Source organism: Vreelandella zhanjiangensis DSM 21076 (assembly GCF_000377665.1).
Lineage (GTDB): Bacteria > Pseudomonadota > Gammaproteobacteria > Pseudomonadales > Halomonadaceae > Vreelandella > Vreelandella zhanjiangensis.
On sequence record NZ_KB898653.1, the window covers coordinates 13,100 to 34,884 of the forward strand.

Below are 21,785 nucleotides of genomic sequence, written 5' to 3' on the forward strand. Positions count from 1 at the left end.
ACCACTTTGTAATGGTGTAATGTAATTTACATAAGGGCAGCTCAAGCCGTATGGAACTGCTTATTATTTAACCATCAGCGCTTCAATGTCAGCTACTTGCTTTGGCACACCCGACGTCAGGTTTTCATGACCATGAGCAGTCACGACCAAATTATCTTCGATGCGGATACCTACACCCCGATAAGGCTCAGGGATATCATCTTCATCAGGAATATAAAGACCCGGCTCAACGGTCAAAACCATTCCAGCGGCAAGCGGGCGCGGTGTCTGTTCATCCAGCCGGTAGCTGCCCACATCATGAACATCCAGACCCAGCCAGTGAGAGGTGGAATGCAGGTAAAAGCGTCGATAGCTTTCATCATCGATTCGCGCCTGCACATCGCCTTCCAGCAGGCCCAGCGTAATCAGTCCCGCGGTTAGATCCTTCACCACATTCTGGTGGATATCGATAAGCGTGGCGCCAGGTTTTACCGCCTCTACTGCCCGCTCCTGGGCATCGAGCACAACCTGATAGAGGGCTCGATGCGCATCGCTAAACCGTCCGCCCACCGGGAAGGTGCGCGTAATATCGCCTGCATAGAGATCAAACTCTACACCCGCATCGATCAATACCAGTGTGTCATCGACTAACGGTGCATCGTTCTCAATATAGTGCAACACACAGGCATTGGCGCCGCCGCCCACAATGGTGCTGTAGGCGGGCGCGCTGCCGCCCTGCCAGACAAACTCATGCTCAAGTTCGGCCTGCAGCTGGTACTCGAAAAGCCCTGGGCGCGATACCTGCATAGCGCGTACATGGGCCTTGGCCGACACCGCGGCGGCGTGACGCAACAGGTCAATTTCCGCGGCGCTTTTAATCAGACGCATCTCATGAATCAATCCACTAACATCAAACCAGCCCTTTAACGGCGCCTGCCCACGACGAAGCCCAGCCTGCGCGGCAGAAAAAGCTTCTTCGGCAATGCCTAGCGCGTCGGGATTATCCAGCGGCATATAGAGCAGTTCGCGCCCTTCAAGCAGGGCGGGCAACAGCGTTTCACGATCAGCATTTTCAAAGGCCTGAGCGATACCATGCTCGCGTTCAACGCCTCGGGCTCCCAGCCGACGGCCGGTCCAGGCTTCCTTCGTCGGGTCGCGATCCTGACAGAACACGACGCTTTCTCCCGCCTCACGCCCAGGCAGCAGAACCAGCAGCGCATCGGGTTCGGTGATCCCGGTCAAATAGTAAAAGTCGCTGTTTTGACGAAACGCGTATTCGCTATCGTGAGAACGGGTAACCAGTGAGGCGCCGGGCAGCACAACCGCTGCATTGGCAGGCAACTGCGCCATCAAAGCGTCACGGCGCGTGCGGTACTCACTCACGGTGATCGCGGGCGGCCGGGGAAGTAGCTCAGGCAACATACAGACTCCGAAAGATTAGTGAACTGGCGCGTCGGCTTGCTCGACCTGGGGTTTACCCGGGTGCTGCTCGGTATACAGCAGCATGGCTGCCATGCGCACATGCTCAGTCAGGGCAAACAGATCGTTTTCATTTTCAGCGCTGTCGTCGATATCTGTTTCGATATGGCCAATGCCCGCCAGGTCATCAATGGCTTCACACAGGGTTTGCGACCAGCGCTCGCGAAGCTCCCCATCCACTACATCCTCGACCACCTCCATAAAGCCCAGCGTCCACTCTTTTAGCCCCTGGGCCTGCTCGCCTAACGAGAACAGCTCATCAGGGAGTAGCGGGGCGAAGTTCAGGTCGCTGGCGCTAAGTGCTTCCAGCGTTTGCCGGCGCCAACCCAGCAGACGCTCTGCGCTGGCCTGATCGCGCGGCTGCTCAACCCCGAGACTGACACACACTTCCTCAAGCCAGTCTTCTGCGCTGACATCACGCAGCGCCAGAAGCGCACTTAAGCGGCCATCCAAAAAGGCCGGTGACTGCATGCTCCCATGCAACAGAAAAACATCGGCAACGTCAGAGAAATCCTGGCGTTCATCGATCAGTGACATAGTAATAACTCGCTGTGTAAATGGATCATACGTTAAGACATCCGGACATCTTGCGCGTTGACCCCGCGCAAGCGCCTCTCTTATAGTGAGCGACGTCTGTTTTTCCTATGCCATGATGTTAACGCATTGGGCCCCTCGCTGGCCCGCGCCGGAGCTTTAAATGAGTAACGCCAAGCGGCCAACGAAAGAAATTACCCTTCTCGGGCGCAGCTATATGATTGCCTGCGATACAGGAGAAGAAGCCAAGCTTGATCGCGCAGCTCGCTACCTGGACCGTGCCATGAACGGTATTAATGCGCAAAGTGGCACCCTGGGCAGTGAACGCGTCACGCTCATAGCAGCGCTTAATATCACCCATGAACTGCTCGAGGCCCTTGATGAGCACCGTGCAAGCGAAGCCAACTTGAACCGGCTCAATGACCGCCTTGAACGAGCGTTGGCTAAAACCCGCCAACCTTAGTTAACCTTTCACTCAACACTTTGGCATCGCCGCTGGCTCTGTTAGGATAGCGGGGTTCTCTGGGGTGTACGCCAGTCGTTATAGTCCCTCGAGCCTATGCGCAGTACCCAGGGGGCCAAATGCTAGCCAGGCCCGTGTGCATGTCCGTGCGTCGGAAAGCCTGACGGTCTGGCTGCGGCCACCCACTCTGAACCAGTAGGTTCAGGGCCAGAATGACAGCGGCACTCTGGGGAACACTTATTTTATGGATAGCCTGCATCATCCTGAGGCCAAGCGCGCCCTGCGTCTTAAGCTGCGGCGTAAGCGCTTTGAACTATCAAAGCAAGAGCAGCGCCAAGCCGCTCGCCGCCTTTGTCAGCAACTTAAACACCTGCCTGAAATTCAACGTGCCCGGCGTATCAGCTTATATCTGCCGGTAAACGGTGAGATTGACCCAACCCCTCTGTTGTCCTGGTTTCGTCAGCGAAATGTCGACGTCTATCTGCCCGTACTGCGTCCGCTCAGCGATAACTCACTCTGGTTTGTGGCTTACCACGCCAACACGCCCATGGTAAAAAACCGCTTTGGCATACCCGAGCCGGATACACGCTTTGCCGCTCATCGCCGCAACCGGTTACCCGCCTGGGCCTTGGATACGCTTATCGTGCCGCTGGTGGGCTTTGATGCCCAGGCTAACCGCATGGGCATGGGCGGCGGCTTTTATGACCGAAGCCTGGCCTTTATGCGCCGCCCAGGCCCTGCGCCTTCGTTAGTCGGTGTTGCCCATGCCTTCCAGCAGGTTGAATCGCTACCCGTGGAACCTTGGGACGTACCCTTAAGTGCCGTCGTCAGCGACCTTGGCGTGGTGCGGGCAGGCAAAAAAAAGAGCTGACCCTGATGGGGTCAGCCCGTATCGCCTTATGATGACTGGCAGTAATGTCTTTACGTTACGGTTAACTTCCCGATAACGCTTGCGCATAGCCAGTGGCCAGTACGCCTAATAAAAACACCACCGTTAATGCCATCACCATATCAGGCTTCTTCCGCCGCATGCCGCTTCTCCACCACTTACGCCATTGCATTAGTGCATCATCCCAACTCATTGGGGCAGGGATGATGCTTCTCATAAATTCGCTGATGACTATAGGGCTATAAGGGTCTCGATGACAACGGCAAAACAGACTATTTTTTAGCTTATTTAGACGTTTTGATAATTTATCAGCCCCTGGCAGCTCTGCACTAAGCGGTTAGTAACTACTTACCTACGCAAAGCAGCTTACTACGCCATGAACAGTCGGTATGCCGGGTTATCACTTTCATGCCAGTAGCGATAGCCAATCGCGTCCAAGTAATCAGCAACATGCGTCTGATCGCTGCTGGGCACCTGCATACCTACCAACACGCGCCCGTAAGCCGCGCCGTGATTGCGGTAATGAAATAGCGAGATATTCCAGTCATGGGGCAGCTGGGTCAGGAAGTTCATCAGCGCACCCGGGCGCTCTGGGAACTCAAAGCGGTAAAGCTCTTCTTCAAAGTGCTCGCTTGGGCGGCCACCGCTTAAATGTCGAATATGCAGCTTGGCCAGCTCGTTATCGGTTAAGTCTTCTACCTGATAACCGCCCTCGCGCAGCCTTTCGATGACTGCCTGACGATCTTCACCGCCAGGCTTTACCTGAACGCCGACAAAAATATGCGCTTCCGTCGCATCCGCGTAGCGGTAGCTGAATTCGGTAACCATGCGCTTGCCCAGAGTGCGGCAAAACTTTTTGAAGCTGCCGGGTTTTTCGGCAATGGTGACCGCTAAAATAGCTTCACGCTGCTCGCCAAGCTCCGTGCGCTCGGCAATATGCTGCAGACGATCAAAGTTAGTATTAGCCCCCGAGTTAATGCATAAAAGCGTTTCGCCTTCGGCACCGGTTTGCTGCACATATTTTTTCAGACCGGCCAGCGACAGCGCGCCAGAGGTCTCAGCAACCGCCCGGGTATCCTCAAAAATATCTTTAACGGCGGCACACATCTCATCGGTATTGACCGTGATCACATCATCGACCAGGTCTTTCACCAGAGAGAACGGTACTTCGCCAATTTGCGCGACCGCCACGCCTTCGGCAAATACGCCCACCTGATCGAGTATCACGCGCTTGTTGGCTTTTAGCGCGGCTTTCAGGCAAGCGCTGTCTTCGGCTTCAACGCCAATGATTTTAATATCCGGGCGCAGATACTTGATGTAGGCCGCCACACCGGCGATCAGTCCGCCGCCGCCCACGGGCACGAAAATAGCGTCCAGGCGTCCGCTGTGCTGACGCAGAATTTCTACCCCAATCGTGCCTTGGCCCGCGATCACGTCAATATCATCAAAAGGCGGAATATAGGTGTAGCCATGCTCTTTGATCAGCTCCTGGGCATGCTCGGCAGCGGCGGCAAACGCATCGCCTTTAAGCACTACCTTCGCCCCCCGGGCACGCACGGCCTGTACCTTGATCTCCGGCGTAATACGCGGCATCACGATCACCGCCTTGACGCCCATCAGCTTTGCTGCCATGGCAAGGCCTTGTGCGTGGTTTCCCGCCGAGGCGGCAATTACGCCCTTGGCTTTTTGCTCATCAGAAAGCTGGGCCATTTTGTTATAGGCACCGCGAATCTTGAACGAGAACACCGGCTGGAGATCTTCGCGCTTAATCAAAATCTGATTGTTAAAGCGACGCGACAAAAAGGGAGCAGGCGAAATCGGGGTCTCACAAGCGGCTTCGTAAACGTTGGCCTGGAGAATCTTTTTGACGGTAGCTTCAAGCATGCAGGTATCCAAAGGGAAAAGCGTGATAGTGATGGCGGTCGTTACAGCCGCCGTTACAACAAGTGTTAAGACGCAAACAAAGCCTGTATTGGTAGCAGATTACGCCTACCGGCGTCTACTGTGTTTCCATCGGCAGCCAGCGCTTTGGCCGGTATACTAGCGCGATAACTCCATCTCCCTGACCTACAAAGGCATCCCATGACGCAAGATGAACTTAAAGCCGCCGTCGCGGACGCGGCCATTAAAGAGATCACCCCGGGACTTGAAAAAGACACCGTGCTGGGCATTGGCACTGGCTCAACGGCGAACCTTTTTATTGATCGCCTGGGGCCGCTTCGCGACCGTTTTAAGGGGGCGGTCGCAAGCTCAGAGGCCAGCGCCAAGCGTCTGCAAGGCTTGGGCATTGAAGTGTTCGAGCTTAACAATGTTGGTACAGTGCCTTTCTATATCGACGGCGCCGACGAAGTGAATGCTCACTTACATATGATCAAAGGCGGCGGCGCCGCACTTACCCGTGAAAAAATCGTCGCGGCGTGCGCCGAACGCTTTATCTGCATTGCCGATGGCTCAAAGCTTGTGAATACCTTGGGTGACTTTCCTCTGCCCGTCGAGGTCATTCCCATGGCACGCTCCTACGTCGCGCGAGAGCTGGTTAAGCTGGGCGCCGACCCGGTGTATCGCCAGGGCGTGGTCACCGATAACGGCAACCAGATTATCGACTGCTACGATTTTATGATTGAAGATCCGGTCGCCATGGAAGCCAAAATCAACGCCATCGTGGGCGTGGTGACCAACGGCCTGTTTGCCGCTCGTGGGGCTGACGTACTGCTGCTGGGTAAAGAAGGCGGCGTCGAGCGCAGCGTGCGCTAAGGGCTAGGACGATAAGGGCTAAGCAGCGCCTCAAGGCCATTCAGGGTGCGCGCAAGCGCACCTTGGCTGGCCTTGATAGCCGATTGACCGGCCTGGCCTTCTTGCAGACAACGCGCTGGATCAGCGAAGCGGCTGTGTAACGCCTTTACTAAAGCGTCCACATCTTCCACCAGCGTGAGTGCACCCACGGTTTGCAGGGGCTCGACCACGTCGGCAAAGTTTTCCACATAGGGGCCGCTGAGAACGGGTTTGCCCAGCGCTGCCGGCTCAAGCACGTTATGCCCGCCAAGCGGCACCAGGCTGCCACCCACAAACGCCACTCGGCCAGCGCCATAGAGGATGGCAAGCTCACCCAGCGTATCGCCGATATAAACCTGCGTCGCCTGGGTAACGGGTTCGCCCTGGCTGCGCCGGCTCGTTTCCCATCCTTCCGCCCTACATAGTGCCGCAACCTCATCAAAGCGCTGCGGGTGGCGCGGGACGAGCACCAGCAGCGCATCAGGATACTGGTGTAACAGCTGCCGATGCGCTTCAAGCAGCAGTGCTTCTTCACCATCGCGAGTAGAACCGGCGACCCACACAGGCCGTTTTCCCCACTGGGTAAGTAAACGCTCACTTTTCTCTAAAGCGCCTTCCTGCAGCTCCATCTCAAACTTCAATGACCCCACCACCGCCGTCTTAGAGATCGTCGCGCCGAGGGTTTTAAACCGCTCGGCATCGGCTGCGGACTTGGCTGCCAGCCAATCGACATCGGCCAGCGTGCGGGCCATTAACGAAGCGATTTTCTGATAGCGTTTGAACGCCCGCGGCGAGAGCCTGCCGTTGACCACGGCAACCGGCACTTTGCGTTGCTGGCAGGCGGAAAGCAGGTTGGGCCATAGTTCGGTTTCAAACATGATGGCCAGCTCCGGCTTTACCTGACGCACAAAGCGTTTGGCCGCGCCGGGGAAATCCAGGGGTAAAAAGCAGTGTATGAGCCGGTTGTGATCAGCCTGCGGCTCATCCATCAACGCCTGCGCCTGCTGGGCACCCGTCGCAGTCATGGTGGTCAACAGCAGGCTATGGCGCGGGTAGCGAGCAAGCAGACCGTCGATAAGCGGGCGGGCAGCTCGTACCTCACCGACCGACGCACAGTGCAGCCAGATGCGCGGCGGCGCAGGTAGCGCGCCAAGGTGCAAGCCTAGCCGTTGCCAACGCGAGTGAGTGGGCACTTGCTCACGCCAGATGCGCCAGCCAATCAGCGGAGCAAGCGCATAGAGCACCGCCGAATAGCCAAGCCGCGGCCAGTTGATTCGCCCCATTAGCCTTCGCGGTCCAGAATGGAGCTGATCATCGCGGTAGTCGATACGCCATCTTCAAACCCGAGGACCTTCACCTCTCCCCCGTTGGCTCGAACGGCTTCTCCTCCCGCGATATCATCAGGATGGTAATCACCGCCCTTGACCAGAATATCGGGCAGAACGGCTTCAATCAGCGCTTGGGGCGTATCATCGCTAAACGGCACGACCCAATCGACCGCGCCAAGACCTGCCAGCACCTGCATACGCCGATTAAGCGGGTTGATGGGCCGCTTGGGGCCTTTCAGGCGGCCAATGGACGCATCATCGTTGACCGCCACAATCAAGCGATCCCCCAGGCGCTTGGCCTGCTCCAGGTACGCGACATGGCCCGCATGGAGAATATCAAAGCAGCCATTGGTCATGACGACCCGCTCGCCGCGCAGTTGAGCGGCACGTACCGCGTCAATCAGCGACGTTTGCTCAATCACGCCGAACTCGGCGAGCTTATCGCCATGCAGCGCGGTATATAGCTCAGCTACGGATAGCGTCGCGGTGCCGGGCTTGGCGACCACCAAACCGGCTCCCAGATTCGCCAGCATCATGGCTTCCGGCAGGCCGTGACCGGCGGCAAGCGCCAGGCCCATCAACCCAATCACCGTGTCGCCTGCGCCGGTAACATCAAAGACTTCCTGGGCACGCGTAGGCAGATGAATAGGCGCCAGCCCTTCACGAATCAGGGTCATGCCTTTTTCACTGCGGGTGATTAAAAGCGCCTCCAGCTCAAGTTCGGCACGTAGTGCTTCACCGCGCTTGGCAAGCTCGGCATCGCTTGCGCATGGGCCTACGACGGCTTCAAATTCCGTCAGGTTGGGGGTAATCAAGCTCGCCCCGCGGTATTTGCTGAAGTCCTGCCCCTTAGGGTCAATCAGCACACGTTTGCCGTGGGCGCGCGCCTGGGCAATCAGCCGTTCGACCTGGTTGAGGGTGCCTTTACCGTAATCAGACAGAATCACTACATCGCAGTCCGGCAGGGCCTGCTCGACTTGGGACAGCAGGTCATTGGTATCGACGTTATCCAGACGCTGCTCAAAATCCAGACGCAGCAACTGCTGGTTACGGCTCATAACACGCAGCTTGGTAATCGTGGGTATATCGGCACTGCGCTGAAAGTAAGTACTTACATTGGATGTATGCAGCTGGGCTTCCAGCAGGTTGGCGTTATCGTCATCCCCCACCACACCCGCCAGTGCCACATGCCCACCCAGCGAGGCTACGTTGAGGGCTACGTTGGCGGCGCCACCGGGTCGATCATCCGCATCTTCAACGCGAACCACCGGCACAGGCGCTTCCGGTGAAATGCGCGAGGTGCCGCCGTGCCAGTAGCGGTCAAGCATGACATCGCCAACGACCAGTATATGAGCGTGTTCCAGGGCGGTTAAATCAACTTTCATGGGTAAGTCCTGCGGCGGTGTCTGGTGCTGTATGGGCTAATAGCGCATCCAGATGGGCAATAACGGTATCGGTTTTAATAAGCTGCATCGCATCCTGATGGCGTACCCGCTGTCCCCAGGTCACTTCATCTACCGATTTATGCAGATAGGCGCTTACGGCGTCGGGGTAGGCATTGACGGCAAAGTCGCGCCAGCAATAGGGCGCTGCTCGCTGAGGATTGGTGGTGGCATAGAGACCCAACGTAGGAGTGCCCATAGCATTGGCCATATGTGCCGGGCCGGTATCCGGGGCAATTACTGCTCGCGCCTGACCAATTAGCGCCAGTACGCCTTTCAGCGAGGTGCCACCAATGGCGTTGATTACGCTATCTGGCTGGCACAGCTTTTCTATCTGCTCGCCTATCTCGCGCTCAAGCGAGCTGCTTCCCCCGGTCAAAACGCTTTTTAGACCGTGGTGGACCCAGGCATGTTCAATGACGCTGGCGTAGCCCTCAACCGACCAGTTACGAAAGTTACGCAGACGTGCGTTGCTGCACGGGTTGATGACCAGATAGGGTGACTCGCCGCTGATGACCCGCGCCTCATCAAGGGCTGTGACCGGCACCGGCATGTTCCACTCCAGGCGATCATCGGTCACGCCCAGCAGCCGGGCAAAATCCATAAAGGATTCCAGCACGTGTGCCTGGGCGTGGGGCTTCAACTGGTGCTGGGTAAACCAGTGTTGGGCATCCTTGGCGCGGGCTTTGTCATAGCCCACGCGAACGTTGGCCTTGAGCCCCAACGACAGAATACTGGCGCGGATCGCCTGCTGCATATGCAACAGCACGTCAAAGCGCGTATCAGCAAGCTCACGCCACAGGGTACGCATGCCGGCAAGCCCGGTCGACTTGTCGTAAACGACAAACTCGACCCCGGAAAGTCCCGCCAGTAGACTGTGCTCCCCCTTGCCGATAATCCAGGTAATACGCGCACGGGGCCACTGGCGTTGCAATGCGCGTACCGTTGGCACGAGATTGCACACATCTCCCAGAGCGGAGAGGCGCAAAATGGCAATGTGGTTGGGTTCAGCAGGCAACGAGGGCTTCATGCGCTTAACGGCACTCCGGCAAAAAAATAGTCTGATGTTACATGATGCAGACAGTTTAAGTGACGCACCGGGATCACACAAAATCCAGCCGCGTCTATTTACGGCCGATTACTGGCGCCAGCAAGCCCTGGTGGTAGGCGAAGCGCCTGGCCGGGGAAGCAGCCTTTTTCTACAGGCAACGCCTAGCCAACAGTGGGTACTGCGCCCCTACCGGCGCGGCGGCATGGTAGCCAAGCTCAGTGAAAAGCGTTACCTATGGACAGGTGCCGAGCGTACCCGTGCGTTTCAGGAGCTAAGATTAACCGCGTCGCTTTTTGAGCAGGGCCTGCCAGTGCCCGCACCGATCGCCTGCTGCGTAACGCGCCACGGCCTTACTTATGAGGCGGCGCTGATAACGGTGAGAATTCCAGGGGCCCAAGCATTTGCCGCTCTGCTCGCCGACGATAAAGCCGATAACGCACTGCTTAAGCGGGTAGGCGCAATGATTAAGCGCTTTCACGCTGCAGGGCTTGATCATGTCGATCTTAATGCGCGCAACATACTGGTTGACCCATGCAATACCCCCTGGCTAATTGATCTGGACCGCTGCCGCCTGCGCCCGCCGGGCAAGTGGCAAGCCGCTAACCTGGCACGCCTTTCCCGCTCGGTGGCTAAATTCAGCCGCCCGTCCCAGGTAGCTTACGTGATGGCCTGCATACATGAAGGCTATGTTAATAAAACCGGTGCTAATAAAAACAACGTTCATACAAACGATGTTCCTAAAAACGATGTTCATAAAAACTAGGCAGAAACACTGTAAGCCTCAATTAAGCGCTTAACGTGCTGCTTGTTGCTGAAGTGCTGCTCGACGCGCTGCCGGGCAGCTTTGCCCATGCTTTGGCGCTTTGTTTTATCACGCACCATGGCGTCCATCGCGGCGCGCCATGCGCTAATGTCGTGAGGGCCTACTAATACACCTGAAGTGCTATCGACCAACTCTGGCAGCGAGCCGGTATTCGACCCGATAATCGGCATGCCACATGCCATTGACTCAATAATCGTCAGGCCAAAGGCTTCGTTTTCTGAGGGAATACACACTAGATCGAGCACCGGCAGTATGTCGGTTAAATCGTTACGGTGACCCAGGAACGTAATCTTGTCTTCCAGCGCGGTACCCACAATCAGCGCCTGTAAACCCTGATAAAAGCTTTCCACTCCGCCTGAATCGTAATCGGTGCCACCGATAGAGAGCGCATAGAAATTCAGCTCAGGATCAAGCTCAAGCAGCGCTTTCACCCAGATATCCTGGCCCTTCCCCGGCGTTACGCGCCCAGGCAACCCAATTACGACCGCTTCACGAGGAATGCCCAGCGCATCGCGCTTAATGCGAATGGCGTCCAGATCATAACAAGGCCGGTACTTATTGGTATCGACACCGTGCGGCAGGCAGATAACCTGTTCACGGGCGACGGGCAGATTGCTGACATTACGCTGGTAAGTCGCCTGGCTAATGGATAAAACACGATCCACTTTGCCGTAAGCAAACCGGTGGTAAGGGTTCTTCTTCGGTCGCTGCCCACCGACATGATCGGTATAAAGCACTCTTAAGCCAGGCATCAAACACTTTAATAACGAGCTTAATCTTAAGTCACTCGACTTATGGCAATGAACAACGCGGACGCCTTCCTGTATTAGCCAACGACGAAGGCTGATGACAAGCGCCAGCGCGCTTGCATTACTTTTAAAGGCTTTATACGGCACATTATTTTGCTGCATATACGCTTCCACCTTGGTATTTTCAAGGCAGATGCCGATGACCTCCCAGCCCTCTTCTTTCAAATCACCCATCACACGATCAACATACAGCTCCATCCCGCCTTTGCCGTCAGACATACATAGTTGCAGCACTTTATTTGCCATCACCTCACCTACCCGGCTACGCACCGTTAAACAATGAATACAATCTCTTGTAGTATACAGGCTGCAATTAACGGGGCTTGAACCATGGCAAAGAAATTGCTCGTTGTTCGCAACGACAAAATCGGTGACTTTATGCTGGCATGGCCGGCGCTGGCATGCTTAAAAAGCGCATCGCCTACCCCGCACATTACGGTATTGGTGCCCGCTTACACTGCACCACTGGCCAATGCCTGCCCGTGGGTCGACGAGGTTATTATTGACCCTGGGCGCCAAGCTGACGCTGCGGCTCAAAAAGCCTTGCTTGACGAGGTCAAAGCCGCCCGATTTGATGCGCTGCTAACGCTTTTCTCAACCCCGCGTATTGGCCTGTTGGGCTGGCGGTCGGGAATACCGCTGCGCGTTGCACCGGCGACCAAGTGGGCACAGCTGTTTTATAACGCTCGAATACGCCAGCGCCGCTCTCAATCGGCAAAGCCTGAGTACCAGTACAACGTGGATTTGGCCTGCGAACTGCTCGCAAGGCTTTCGCTTAAGCTTGCAGCACTCCCTTCGCCACCCTTCTGGCCGCTAAGTGATACACATCGCCAACGGCAAGCGTTGCTCGAGACTACGCGGGAAACTAAGCAGGAAGCTGACGGCCCCATCGTTGTCGTACATCCGGGTAGCGGCGGTTCGGCGGTTAATCTCTCGCTTGATCAGTACGCGGCGCTTATTGCGCTCATCAATCAGACGACTGATGATGTTAGCTGGCTAATCAGCGCAGGGCCTAGTGAAGAGGCCCATGCCCAGACGTTGATCGACCAGCTTGCCCAGACGGGCATTACTGCCAGGCGCCTGCCCGCTAGCCAACATGTGGCTGATTTTGCTCTTCAGCTTGCCGGCGCCGATATGTTGATCGCGGGCTCAACCGGCCCGCTGCATATTGCTGGCTGCCTGAACATTGCCACTGCAGGATTTTACCCCGCCAAACGCTCGGCCACGCCGCTGCGCTGGCAAACCTGCAATAGCGCCGAAAAACGCCTGGCGTTCAGTCCACCGGTCGCGGCCGGCCAGCAGGATATGGCGGCGATTGATATAACATCCGCCGCTCAAGAGATATCAGCGCTTCTCCGGCGTGGACGTGCGGGTGCGAATCCATAGGTCAGCGTATTTATTAAACGTTGAGTGCGCCGACAGTAGCGCCAGTAAAAAGCCTTGCTTACCGTCTTTAAAACCGGCCTTTAACAGATACATTTTGATAAAGCAGGCAAGCCCATGGATAAAGCCGCTGCCCAGAGTCGCTGTTTTGCCCTGTGCGGCCCGCTGCTCTGACCACGCCTGGGCGTAGTGAGCCGATTTTTCCAGGTAGTGGCGCAAATCGCGATAGGTATAGTGAAGCAGGTCCCCCGAAAGCCGCTTAACGCTCAGGCTCTCAGGCACTACCAACTTTTCATGCACAAGCGCTGCATTGTAGGAAGCCCGCCCCTTGGGATACAGACGCAGTACTCGGTCCGGGTACCAGCCTGAATGGCGGATAAAGCGCCCAAAGCACCAGGATAGACGGCTGGCACTGTAAACGGCGGGCGGCTGTTGAACCGCCTTGAGAATGCTGTCGCGCAGTTCTGGCGTCACACGCTCATCGGCATCGACCATCAATAGCCACTCATGGCGGGCCAACGCCTCTGCCCGTTGACGCTGTATGCCAAACCCCTGCCAGTCGGTGTTAACGCTGACGTTATCCGTATACTCACGCGCAATCGCACAGGTTTCATCCTGGCTACCCGCGTCCAGCACGACAATCTCATCGGCCCAGGTCAGCGTATCCAGACACTCACGTAAATGATGTGCTTCATTTTTAACAATTAAAACGGCAGAAATTGGCACAGATCACCTTCGCCAGTCAGGGTTAATAAGCGCGCAGGGGCCGCGCATTTGCCAGGGTGCCTCAGTATGAATGCTAGCACGCCCATAACAATATGAATTGCGCATTACGATAACAACATTTGGTAAGCTTAGAGACTCACTTTGGGATATCGAAGGGATACGGCATGCCCGCATTGACGTCATTTAAGCTTACTCCTTGGCTGCCATTGGCTACGATTGGCCTCAGCCTGGGCTATGCCGCAACCGTATTAACCCGCCTACCCTGGTGGACGTTGTTGCTGATCGCAGCGATCTGGATTGGTCTTGGGCTCAAGCTTGCCTGGGGCAAGCCGCTAAATGCCCGTTATCGCAGAATATGGCCCTGGTCACTGGTACCGCTCAGTCTAATGGGCGTGTATGTCTATTTGGCCGACAGCTTTGGCAACGTTGATCTAGGCGCGGTGTTCTTCCATTTGCAGGCTGGCATAGCCGAGCACGGCGGCGCTGGCAAAATGCTCTCCGCCATCATGTATATCATCGTGATGGTAGGAATCTTATGGTCGGTGACCTGGTTTTCGCGCCACGACCAGCGCTGGCGCCTTGCCGAGCGGTATTTCGCGATTGTTTTACTGGCCGCCAACCCGCTGCTGTATGGCTTGGGTCAACGCAGCGTGGCAATTGTGGCAGATGACGGTGAGTGGCTTAATCGACGCTATATGCCGCCCCCCATGGGCGAGCAGCAGCATAAGCCGAACCTGCTAATTATGTATCTGGAAAGCCTTGAGCGTACTTACAGCAACGATATTTTTAACGATGCCTATGCCGATCTAAACACTCTGGGTGAGCAAGGGCTGGTGTTTGAAGGCATCCGCCAGATGGAAAACACCGGCTGGACCATGGCAGGCATGATTGCCAGCCAGTGCGGCGTACCGCTAATGCCTGCTGGGCTTTTACACGATACCCAGTTTGAGCCGCTACAGCACGTGGTACCTGGCGTTGACTGCCTGGGCGATATTCTAGCCGCCCACGGCTATCGGCTGAGCTATCTGGGCGGTGCCAGCACCCAGTTCGCGGGTAAGGGGCTTTTCTATCGCGGCCATCAGTTTAATACCGTCAAAGGTAAAGAGGAGTTCGCGCCTGACCTTGAAGATCCTGAGTATATGAATAGCTGGGGCCTTTATGACGATACCCTTTACGATCTTACCGCTGATGAAATACGCCGCTTGGACGAAGAGGATAGCGGACCCTGGGCGGTGGTTAATCTTAACCTTGCCGGCCACGCGCCAAGTGGCTTCCCATCCCAGACATGCCTTGATCGACAGGGCGAATTCGACGGCCAGGATATCCTTTATTCAGTAAAGTGCTCGGCTTATGAGGCGCGGGTATTCATCGAGCAGCTACAGCAGGAAGGCTTATTGGATAATACGCTGGTCGTCGTCCTTAGCGACCACCTCACCATGCGGGTTTCCGTCTGGGATCAGTTGACGGCACTGGATCGCGACAATACGCTGATTATGCTGGGCGACCATATCGAGCCTCAACGCATTCGCCGTGATGCCACCATGCTGGACGTCTTCCCCACTATATTGGAGGCAATGGGGTTTGAGCTTAACGAACACCGGGCCGGGCTTGGAGCCTCGCTACTCAGTGAAAAACCCACGCTGGTTGAAGTGCACGGTATTGAAATACTCAACGAGCGTCTGCGCCAGGAAACGGCGCTGCAGCACCGTCTATGGGAAGGACTGGCCCCTCAGCGCCGCGAGGAAGAACCGCAACCCACGGTGCAGGTCACCGAAACGCCGGCCGACCAGGCCGGCGAGATCGAAATCATTTATTAATGATACCGTTTTTGCGCTGCTGGTCAGCGCGCATTGCCTGATACACCTGCTCCACCGTCAGCTGATTCAAGCAGTTGGTGTGCCCTAAAGGGCAGGTGCGCTCAAAACACGGCGAGCAATAAAGTCCCAGATAATGAATCACCGCGTTATCGGTGAGTGGTGGCGTATAGGCCGGTGACGAGGAGCCGTAAAGCGCATGAATGCGCACGCCTACCGCCGCCGCCACATGCATCAGCCCTGAATCATTGGTCACCACCTGCGAGCAGTCAGCCAGCAGATCGACGGCGTCGGCCAGCTGGGTTTTGCCACACAGGTTATGTGCGTGGGAGAGCCCGGCAACGATCGTCTCACCGGCATCATGATCTTTCGGCCCACCCAGCACCCGCACTTCAAAACCGTCGCCAATAAGCCGCTTGGCCAAGTCGTGAAAATAGGCCAACGGCCACTGTTTGGCAGGGCCGTACTCGGCCCCTGGCATCATGCCAATGGCTGGGCGCGACGACAATGTATGCGCCAAGCGCAGATTAACCAGGTTATCCCGGTCAATGTTTAAGCGCGGCCTGGGAATAGCGAAGTCGCCGTTGAGCGTTTCTTCAAGGGGTAAACCCAGCGATACAAACCGCTTTACCGTTTGATCCAACACCTGCTTATCGAGCTTGCGGCGCTCCTTTAAAAGCCCGTAGCGGTGCTCGCCCAGAAACCCCACTCGCTCTGGAATCCGCGCCATAAACGGCACCAGCGCGGCCTTCCAGGAACGCGGCAGCACAATGGCGCGATCAAAACGCCCGCGCAACTGGCTCGCCAATTCGCGCCGGTTGGTCAGGCCAAACTCGCCATGGCCCACACTCAACGGCAAGACTTCATCGACCTCGGGCATGCGCTCTAAAATGGGCTGCGACCACGCTGGCGCAACAACGCCTAGCATGGCCCCAGGATGGCGTGCCTTAAGCGTCATAAACAGGCTTTGCGCCATGACCATATCGCCCACCCACGAAGGGCCGACCACCAGCAGACGCTTGGCGGAATTAGCCATTCAGCCACTCCAGGTAGGCTTTAACACCCTGCGCGACGGTTTTGAACTCCACATCGCAGCCTGAATCACGCAGATGACTAATATCAGCGCGGGTATAGCTCTGGTAGCGGCCTTTCAGCTCTTCAGGGAAGTCGATGTAATCAATCTGGCCCTTGCCATAAAAGTCGATGACCGCTTCACCAATTGCCTTGAACGGCTCTGCCCGGCCGGTGCCCAGATTGAAAATGCCCGATGCCTGGGGGTTGTCCAGAAACCATAGGTTTACGTCCACCACATTGCCCACGTAAACGAAATCACGGCTCTGCATGCCCGCCTCGTAGCCGCCGTAAGCACCAAACAGCTTCAGATTTTCGCCGTTACTGACTTGCAGATGGTTGTGGTAGGCAACGCTTGCCATCTTCCCCTTGTGCTGTTCACGCGGGCCATACACGTTGAAGTAGCGAAACCCGACGACCTGCGTTGTCAGCTCGTTCCACCGCGAGCGCACGTGCTGGTCAAATAATAATTTGGAATAGCCATACACGTTGAGCGGTTTTTCATGCTCGGGGGCTTCTTTAAATATTTCGCTCCCGCCATAGGTGGCCGCCGACGACGCGTATAGAAAAGGGATGCCGAACTTCTCGCAGTAGTTGAGCAGCACCTTGGAATACTCGAAATTGTTTTCCATCATGTAGTGACCATCCCACTCTGTAGTATCAGAGCAGGCGCCTTCATGGAAAATCGCATCGATCTTGGGCAGGTCGGTTAGCTCACCGCGTAACGCCGCTTTAACTCTGGCAAGAAAGTCGTCTTTATCCAGATAGTCAGCTAGCGTGCAGTCGGCCAGATTGACAAACTTAGTGCCGTCACGCAGGTCATCCACCACCATGACATCGTCACGACCGCGCGCATTCAGTGCTTTGACAATGTTGGCACCGATAAAACCGGCTCCGCCTGTTACAACGATCATCTCGCTCTCCTTACCTAAAGCGGTTGTGTTGGCTTACGTGCCTATTAGCATACGTGCCTATAACCCATCTGCTTGGGATTGTATACTTGACGGCTTATGAATTCATGGCCAACGGTGCTTTCTGCGATGAGTGTCTCGACAAACCAATCGACGCCTGATGTGTCGACCTTCCAAGGCTTGATCCTTGCTCTGCAACAGTACTGGGCAGAACAGGGCTGCGTCATCCTCCAACCCCTCGATATGGAAGTCGGCGCGGGCACGTTCCACCCCGCCACATTCCTGCGAGCCATTGGCCCGGAATCCTGGAATGCAGCTTATGTTCAGCCTTCCCGCCGCCCGACAGATGGCCGTTACGGGGAAAACCCCAACCGCCTGCAGCACTACTATCAGTTTCAGGTGGTAATGAAGCCCTCGCCAAGCAACCTGCAGGACCTGTACCTTGGCTCGCTTAAGCGCTTAGGCCTGGATCCCCTAATCCACGATGTGCGCTTTGTAGAAGATAACTGGGAGTCCCCTACTTTGGGCGCCTGGGGTCTTGGCTGGGAAGTATGGCTCAACGGCATGGAAGTTACCCAGTTCACCTACTTCCAGCAGGCGGGCGGCATCGAATGCTACCCCGTGACCGGCGAGCTCACCTATGGCCTTGAGCGCATTGCCATGTACCTGCAAAACGTCGACAGCGTCTACGACCTTGTTTGGGCCATTGCCCCAGACGGCAGCCAAGTGACTTACGGCGATGTGTATCTGCAAAACGAGCGTGAGCAGTCCGCCTACAACTTTGAACATGCTGACGTGGACCATCTTTTTGCCGCCTTCGATCATCAGGAAGGTGAGTGCAGCAAACTGCTGGACGCCCGCCTACCGCTGCCTGCCTATGAGCAGGTATTGAAGGCCTCGCATACGTTTAACCTGCTGGACGCCCGCCACGCGATTTCCGTGACCGAACGCCAGCGTTTTATTCTACGGGTGCGCACCATGGCGCGAGACGTCGCCGCTGCTTACTTTGAGTCGCGCAAAGCCGAAGGCTTCCCCATGGCCCCGGAGGCCCTTCGCCGCGAACTACTCGCCGACCAGGGAGACGTTTAAATGGCTGTTGATACGCTTTTATTAGAACTAGGTGCCGAAGAGCTACCGCCGACGGCACTGGATGCGCTCTCCGATGCGTTTGCCGCAGGGATTGAAAAAGGCCTTCAGGAAGCTGAGATACCTTTCCAGAGTGTCAAAGCCTACGCGACACCCCGCCGCCTAGCGGTACAGGTCAGCGAGCTTGCCGACAAGCAGCCCGACCGTGAAGTAGAGCGCCGTGGCCCGGCATTGGCTGCCGCCGTTAAAGACGGCGTACCTACCAAAGCCGCCGAAGGTTTCGCGCGCTCATGTGGCGTTAGCGTGGACGAACTGATCCATCTGGAAACCGACAAGGGCACCTGGCTTGGCTTCCGTGAACAGCAGCAAGGCGAAAGCATTCAGACGCTTTTGCCCGAAATTCTGCGTAAAGCCATTCAGGGACTGCCGGTGCCCAAAAACATGCGTTGGGGTGCGTCTCGTATTGAGTTCTCCCGCCCGGTGCATTGGCTGGTTGCCCTGTATGGCAGCGACGTCATCGCCGCCGAAGCGTTAGGCCTTCAGGCGAGCTGCACGACTTACGGTCACCGCTTCCATGCCCCGAACGCGATTCAGCTCAAGCATGCCGATGAGTACCTTGCCACGCTAGAGAATGCCTATGTACTGGCAGATCGTGAGCAGCGTCGTGAGCGTATTCGTGAACAGGTGCTGTCCGAAGCCGAAGTGCAGGAAGCCAATGCGGTAATCGACGAAGCCCTGCTGATTGAAGTCAGCGGCTTGGTGGAGTGGCCGGTAGCGCTTACCGGTAGCTTTGATGAGCGCTTTTTGGACGTGCCGGCGGAGTGTCTGATCTCCTCCATGAAGGCCAACCAGAAGTACTTCCACCTGCTGGATGACCAGGGCAAGCTCAAGCCGCTGTTTATCACTATCTCCAACATTGATAGTGCCGACCCGCAGCAGGTGATTTCGGGTAACGAGAAAGTCATTCGCCCACGCTTGGCCGACGCCGCCTTCTTCTACGATACCGATCGCAAGCAGAGCCTTGCCTCGCGTATTCCACAGCTTGAAAGCGTGGTGTTCCAGCAGCAGCTAGGTACTCTGGCCGACAAGGCGCGCCGCACTACCGCGATTGCCACCTTTATCGCCGAAAAAATTAACGGCGATGTGGCTTCCGCTCAGCGTGCCGTGGCGCTTGCCAAGTGTGACCTGGTCACCGAGATGGTGCTCGAATTCCCTGAGCTGCAGGGCATTATGGGTCGCTATTACGCCGAGCAGGACGGCGAGCCTGCCGAAGTTGCACAAGCCATTGAAGAGCAGTACCTGCCGCGCTTTGCCACCGACACCATCCCGCAAAGCCTCACCGGGCAGACGCTGGCTTTGGCTGATCGTCTGGATACACTGGTGGGCATCTTCGGTATTGGCCAGCGCCCGACCGGTGCTAAAGACCCCTTCGCACTGCGTCGCGCCGCTATTGGTGTACTCAATATTCTGATTAAAGGCGAATTGGCTCTTGATCTGCGTGAGCTGTTAAACGCGGCTGCTCAGCAGCACCAGGGCCTGCCTAAGGCTGAAGGCCTGGTCGATGACGTGCTGACCTACATGCTCGACCGCTTCCGCGCCTGGGGGCAGGAAGAAGGTATTAGCGCAGAAATGTATCTAGCTGTGCGTGCGCGCCCGGTTACCAACCCGCTCGACTTCGCCCGCCGCCTGCGTGCCGTGAAAGCCTTCGCTCAGCGTGAGGAGGCCACCGCATTAGCCGCCGCCAATAAGCGCGTGTCTAATATTCTGAGTAAACAGGAGCACAACGGCAGCTTAGAGGTTGATGCAAGCCTTCTGCAGGAAGAAGCCGAGCAGGTGCTGTTTAAAGCCGTTACCAGCCGTCAGGAGCAGGTAGCACCACTGTTTGGTACAGGCGATTACCAGCAGGCGCTGGACGTTCTGGCGACCCTACGTGAGCCTGTAGATGCCTTCTTTGATCAGGTAATGGTCATGGCAGACGATGAGGCCGTGCGCAACAATCGTTTAGCACTCCTGGCTAGCCTTCAAGCGCTCTTCCTGGCCGTTGCTGATATCTCCTTACTCCCTCAGTAATCCCCTTCCCTTCTACCTTTTGCCGGTGGCTTTAAGCCGCCGGTAAAAGGCATTTTCGCATCTCATTATTAAAGCGCGAGACCTTCTTAGCGATTCATAGGTGACGTTCACACCTCTGTTAGTGTCTAAGCCTGTGTGAACCTGTCTGGATAGCAATTTAAAACGACTACCTCATGGTGAGTTTACTAAGGCTATTTTCGAAAAACTCGTCGTATTGCTTCACTTTGTTTCACGTGAAACATCGTGAAAAATAATCGATTTTTGGTAAAATAAAATACTTAATGTATTAAAGTCGTCTTTTCGCGCAGTAGATAAGCTCATTGAGGCTGGAGCCTAAGCTCCTTGGAGATGCCCTGTGTACGATCTCTTTTTATTGGACTCGTTTCCCCAGCAGCAGGCGAGCATGGCGTCCCATACGCTTAACGGCGAAAAGGTATGGCTGAAGCGCGCCGCCAAACGTAACTCAAAGCTTGCCTACGCCCCGCTAAAACTATTGGCTGCCTGGTGCAATCTGGACGTGTTAAAACCAGTGCCCAATTTAGGCGGTGAGCAAAGCATCTTGGTCGAATCGGCGCGGATTAAAACGTTGAGCAATGCGGGTATTGCGGTTCCCACGATACTGGCGGAGCACCCTCGCGCCCTTCTTCTCGCGGATGCAGGCTCTTCAGACCAACCCGCTATAACGCTGCTTGATAAGCTTAAAAAAGCACGCAGTGTCGATGAAGTCGACACTACGCTAACGCAAAGTATTCAGGCGTTGAACGCCGTGCATGCGCGTGACTGCTATCTGAGCGAAGCATTTGCTCGCAATATTCTAGTTACCCAGGATAAAACGGTTTTTATCGACTTTGAGACTGATCCAGGCAAGGTACATAGCCCTATTAACTGTATGGTTCGTGACTGGTTTTGCTTTATTTTTTCTCTGTATGGCAAACTATATAAATCGCCCATGCAGGTTGAGCGCTTGTCGCCTGCATTAATTGATGGGTTACATAACGCCCGCCAAGAAGTACAGGATCAGTTTAAAAACACGCTGTCTAAACTTCTTCGTCTGCAAAAAATCCCCTTTAAGTACCTGGGTAGCGATGGGCGTAAAATTAGCGCTACTTTGCAGGCGCTGGCGGTGCTAAATCAGCGTCTCTAGTTGGAAATATA

General features: G+C 56.0%; 19 protein-coding genes and 1 other RNA gene. 10 read left to right on the plus strand and 10 right to left on the minus strand.

The features are described from left to right. Positions 1-63: 63 nt before the first annotated feature. Together pepP and D467_RS0115110 are read right to left on the minus strand one after the other, a co-directional pair. Positions 64-1,401, minus strand: coding sequence for a Xaa-Pro aminopeptidase (pepP, locus tag D467_RS0115105; RefSeq protein WP_018918370.1), 1,338 nt, complete (start codon positions 1,399-1,401; stop codon positions 64-66). A gap of 15 nt (positions 1,402-1,416) precedes the next feature. Continuing rightward, positions 1,417-1,995 (minus strand): UPF0149 family protein, encoded by a 579-nt coding sequence (locus tag D467_RS0115110; protein ID WP_018918371.1) that lies wholly within the window; start codon positions 1,993-1,995, stop codon positions 1,417-1,419. Positions 1,996-2,155: 160 nt separating this feature from the next. On the opposite strand from D467_RS0115110, the gene D467_RS0115115 reads away from it, so the two are divergent. The 3 genes from D467_RS0115115 (at position 2,156) to D467_RS0115120 (ending at position 3,326) form a co-directional block, all read left to right on the plus strand. Further along, positions 2,156-2,455: a cell division protein ZapA gene (locus D467_RS0115115; RefSeq protein ID WP_018918372.1), complete on the plus strand. Its 300-nt coding sequence runs from the start codon at positions 2,156-2,158 to the stop codon at positions 2,453-2,455. Between the two features lie 53 nt (positions 2,456-2,508). Further along, positions 2,509-2,692: non-coding RNA, 6S RNA (gene ssrS / locus D467_RS19730), on the plus strand. A gap of 7 nt (positions 2,693-2,699) precedes the next feature. Then, complete coding sequence (locus D467_RS0115120) at positions 2,700-3,326, plus strand: 5-formyltetrahydrofolate cyclo-ligase (protein ID WP_018918373.1); 627 nt, start codon at positions 2,700-2,702, stop codon at positions 3,324-3,326. A 387-nt stretch (positions 3,327-3,713) separates the two neighbouring features. On the opposite strand, the gene ilvA is transcribed toward D467_RS0115120, so the two are convergent. Further along, entirely contained in the window at positions 3,714-5,228 is a 1,515-nt protein-coding gene (ilvA, locus tag D467_RS0115130) for a threonine ammonia-lyase, biosynthetic (RefSeq protein ID WP_018918375.1), read from the minus strand. A gap of 198 nt (positions 5,229-5,426) precedes the next feature. Between ilvA and rpiA the strand changes: the two genes are divergently transcribed. Next, on the plus strand, positions 5,427-6,098 hold the full coding sequence (rpiA, locus tag D467_RS0115135; protein ID WP_018918376.1) for a ribose-5-phosphate isomerase RpiA: 672 nt from the start codon (positions 5,427-5,429) through the stop codon (positions 6,096-6,098). On the opposite strand, the gene waaA is transcribed toward rpiA, so the two are convergent. Genes waaA through D467_RS0115150 form a run of 3 tightly spaced genes read right to left on the minus strand, consistent with a single transcriptional unit; the run spans position 6,095 to position 9,916 of the window. Then, positions 6,095-7,399, minus strand: a complete 1,305-nt coding sequence (gene waaA / locus D467_RS0115140) for a lipid IV(A) 3-deoxy-D-manno-octulosonic acid transferase (protein ID WP_018918377.1) — start codon at positions 7,397-7,399, stop codon at positions 6,095-6,097. The two genes, rpiA and waaA, sit on opposite strands and share 4 nt — an antisense overlap. Further along, a complete protein-coding gene (hldE, locus tag D467_RS0115145) occupies positions 7,399-8,829 on the minus strand; it encodes a bifunctional D-glycero-beta-D-manno-heptose-7-phosphate kinase/D-glycero-beta-D-manno-heptose 1-phosphate adenylyltransferase HldE (RefSeq protein WP_018918378.1) in 1,431 nt (476 codons plus the stop codon). The genes waaA and hldE overlap by 1 nt, the downstream gene beginning before the upstream one ends. Beyond that, positions 8,819-9,916, minus strand: a complete 1,098-nt coding sequence (locus D467_RS0115150) for a glycosyltransferase family 9 protein (protein WP_018918379.1) — start codon at positions 9,914-9,916, stop codon at positions 8,819-8,821. The genes hldE and D467_RS0115150 overlap by 11 nt, the downstream gene beginning before the upstream one ends. On the opposite strand from D467_RS0115150, the gene D467_RS0115155 reads away from it, so the two are divergent. Next, positions 9,915-10,700 (plus strand): 3-deoxy-D-manno-octulosonic acid kinase, encoded by a 786-nt coding sequence (locus D467_RS0115155; RefSeq protein ID WP_018918380.1) that lies wholly within the window; start codon positions 9,915-9,917, stop codon positions 10,698-10,700. The two genes, D467_RS0115150 and D467_RS0115155, sit on opposite strands and share 2 nt — an antisense overlap. On the opposite strand, the gene D467_RS0115160 is transcribed toward D467_RS0115155, so the two are convergent. Then, the gene (locus D467_RS0115160; protein WP_018918381.1) at positions 10,697-11,815 is read right to left on the minus strand and encodes a glycosyltransferase family 4 protein; all 1,119 of its coding nucleotides are present in this window, start codon (positions 11,813-11,815) and stop codon (positions 10,697-10,699) included. The two genes, D467_RS0115155 and D467_RS0115160, sit on opposite strands and share 4 nt — an antisense overlap. A gap of 84 nt (positions 11,816-11,899) precedes the next feature. Here D467_RS0115160 and D467_RS0115165 point away from each other — a divergent pair, with 84 nt between their 5' ends. After that, entirely contained in the window at positions 11,900-12,955 is a 1,056-nt protein-coding gene (locus D467_RS0115165) for a glycosyltransferase family 9 protein (RefSeq protein WP_018918382.1), read from the plus strand. Here the strand turns inward: D467_RS0115165 and D467_RS0115170 are convergent. Then, the gene (locus D467_RS0115170; RefSeq protein WP_018918383.1) at positions 12,914-13,678 is read right to left on the minus strand and encodes a glycosyltransferase family 2 protein; all 765 of its coding nucleotides are present in this window, start codon (positions 13,676-13,678) and stop codon (positions 12,914-12,916) included. The two genes, D467_RS0115165 and D467_RS0115170, sit on opposite strands and share 42 nt — an antisense overlap. Before the next feature lie 164 nt (positions 13,679-13,842). Here D467_RS0115170 and D467_RS0115175 point away from each other — a divergent pair, with 164 nt between their 5' ends. Further along, positions 13,843-15,495, plus strand: a complete 1,653-nt coding sequence (locus D467_RS0115175; RefSeq protein WP_018918384.1) for a sulfatase-like hydrolase/transferase — start codon at positions 13,843-13,845, stop codon at positions 15,493-15,495. Here D467_RS0115175 and waaF read toward each other — a convergent pair. After that, positions 15,485-16,528: a lipopolysaccharide heptosyltransferase II gene (gene waaF / locus D467_RS0115180; protein WP_018918385.1), complete on the minus strand. Its 1,044-nt coding sequence runs from the start codon at positions 16,526-16,528 to the stop codon at positions 15,485-15,487. The two genes, D467_RS0115175 and waaF, sit on opposite strands and share 11 nt — an antisense overlap. Beyond that, positions 16,521-17,477: an ADP-glyceromanno-heptose 6-epimerase gene (gene rfaD, locus D467_RS0115185; RefSeq protein ID WP_018918386.1), complete on the minus strand. Its 957-nt coding sequence runs from the start codon at positions 17,475-17,477 to the stop codon at positions 16,521-16,523. The genes waaF and rfaD overlap by 8 nt, the downstream gene beginning before the upstream one ends. Positions 17,478-17,603: 126 nt before the next feature. Here rfaD and glyQ point away from each other — a divergent pair, with 126 nt between their 5' ends. The 3 genes from glyQ (at position 17,604) to D467_RS0115205 (ending at position 21,774) form a co-directional block, all read left to right on the plus strand. Continuing rightward, on the plus strand, positions 17,604-18,563 hold the full coding sequence (glyQ, locus tag D467_RS0115190; protein ID WP_026285791.1) for a glycine--tRNA ligase subunit alpha: 960 nt from the start codon (positions 17,604-17,606) through the stop codon (positions 18,561-18,563). After that, a complete protein-coding gene (glyS, locus tag D467_RS0115195) occupies positions 18,564-20,630 on the plus strand; it encodes a glycine--tRNA ligase subunit beta (protein WP_018918388.1) in 2,067 nt (688 codons plus the stop codon). A gap of 355 nt (positions 20,631-20,985) precedes the next feature. Beyond that, entirely contained in the window at positions 20,986-21,774 is a 789-nt protein-coding gene (locus D467_RS0115205; protein WP_018918390.1) for a BUD32 family EKC/KEOPS complex subunit, read from the plus strand. Positions 21,775-21,785 lie beyond the last annotated feature (11 nt).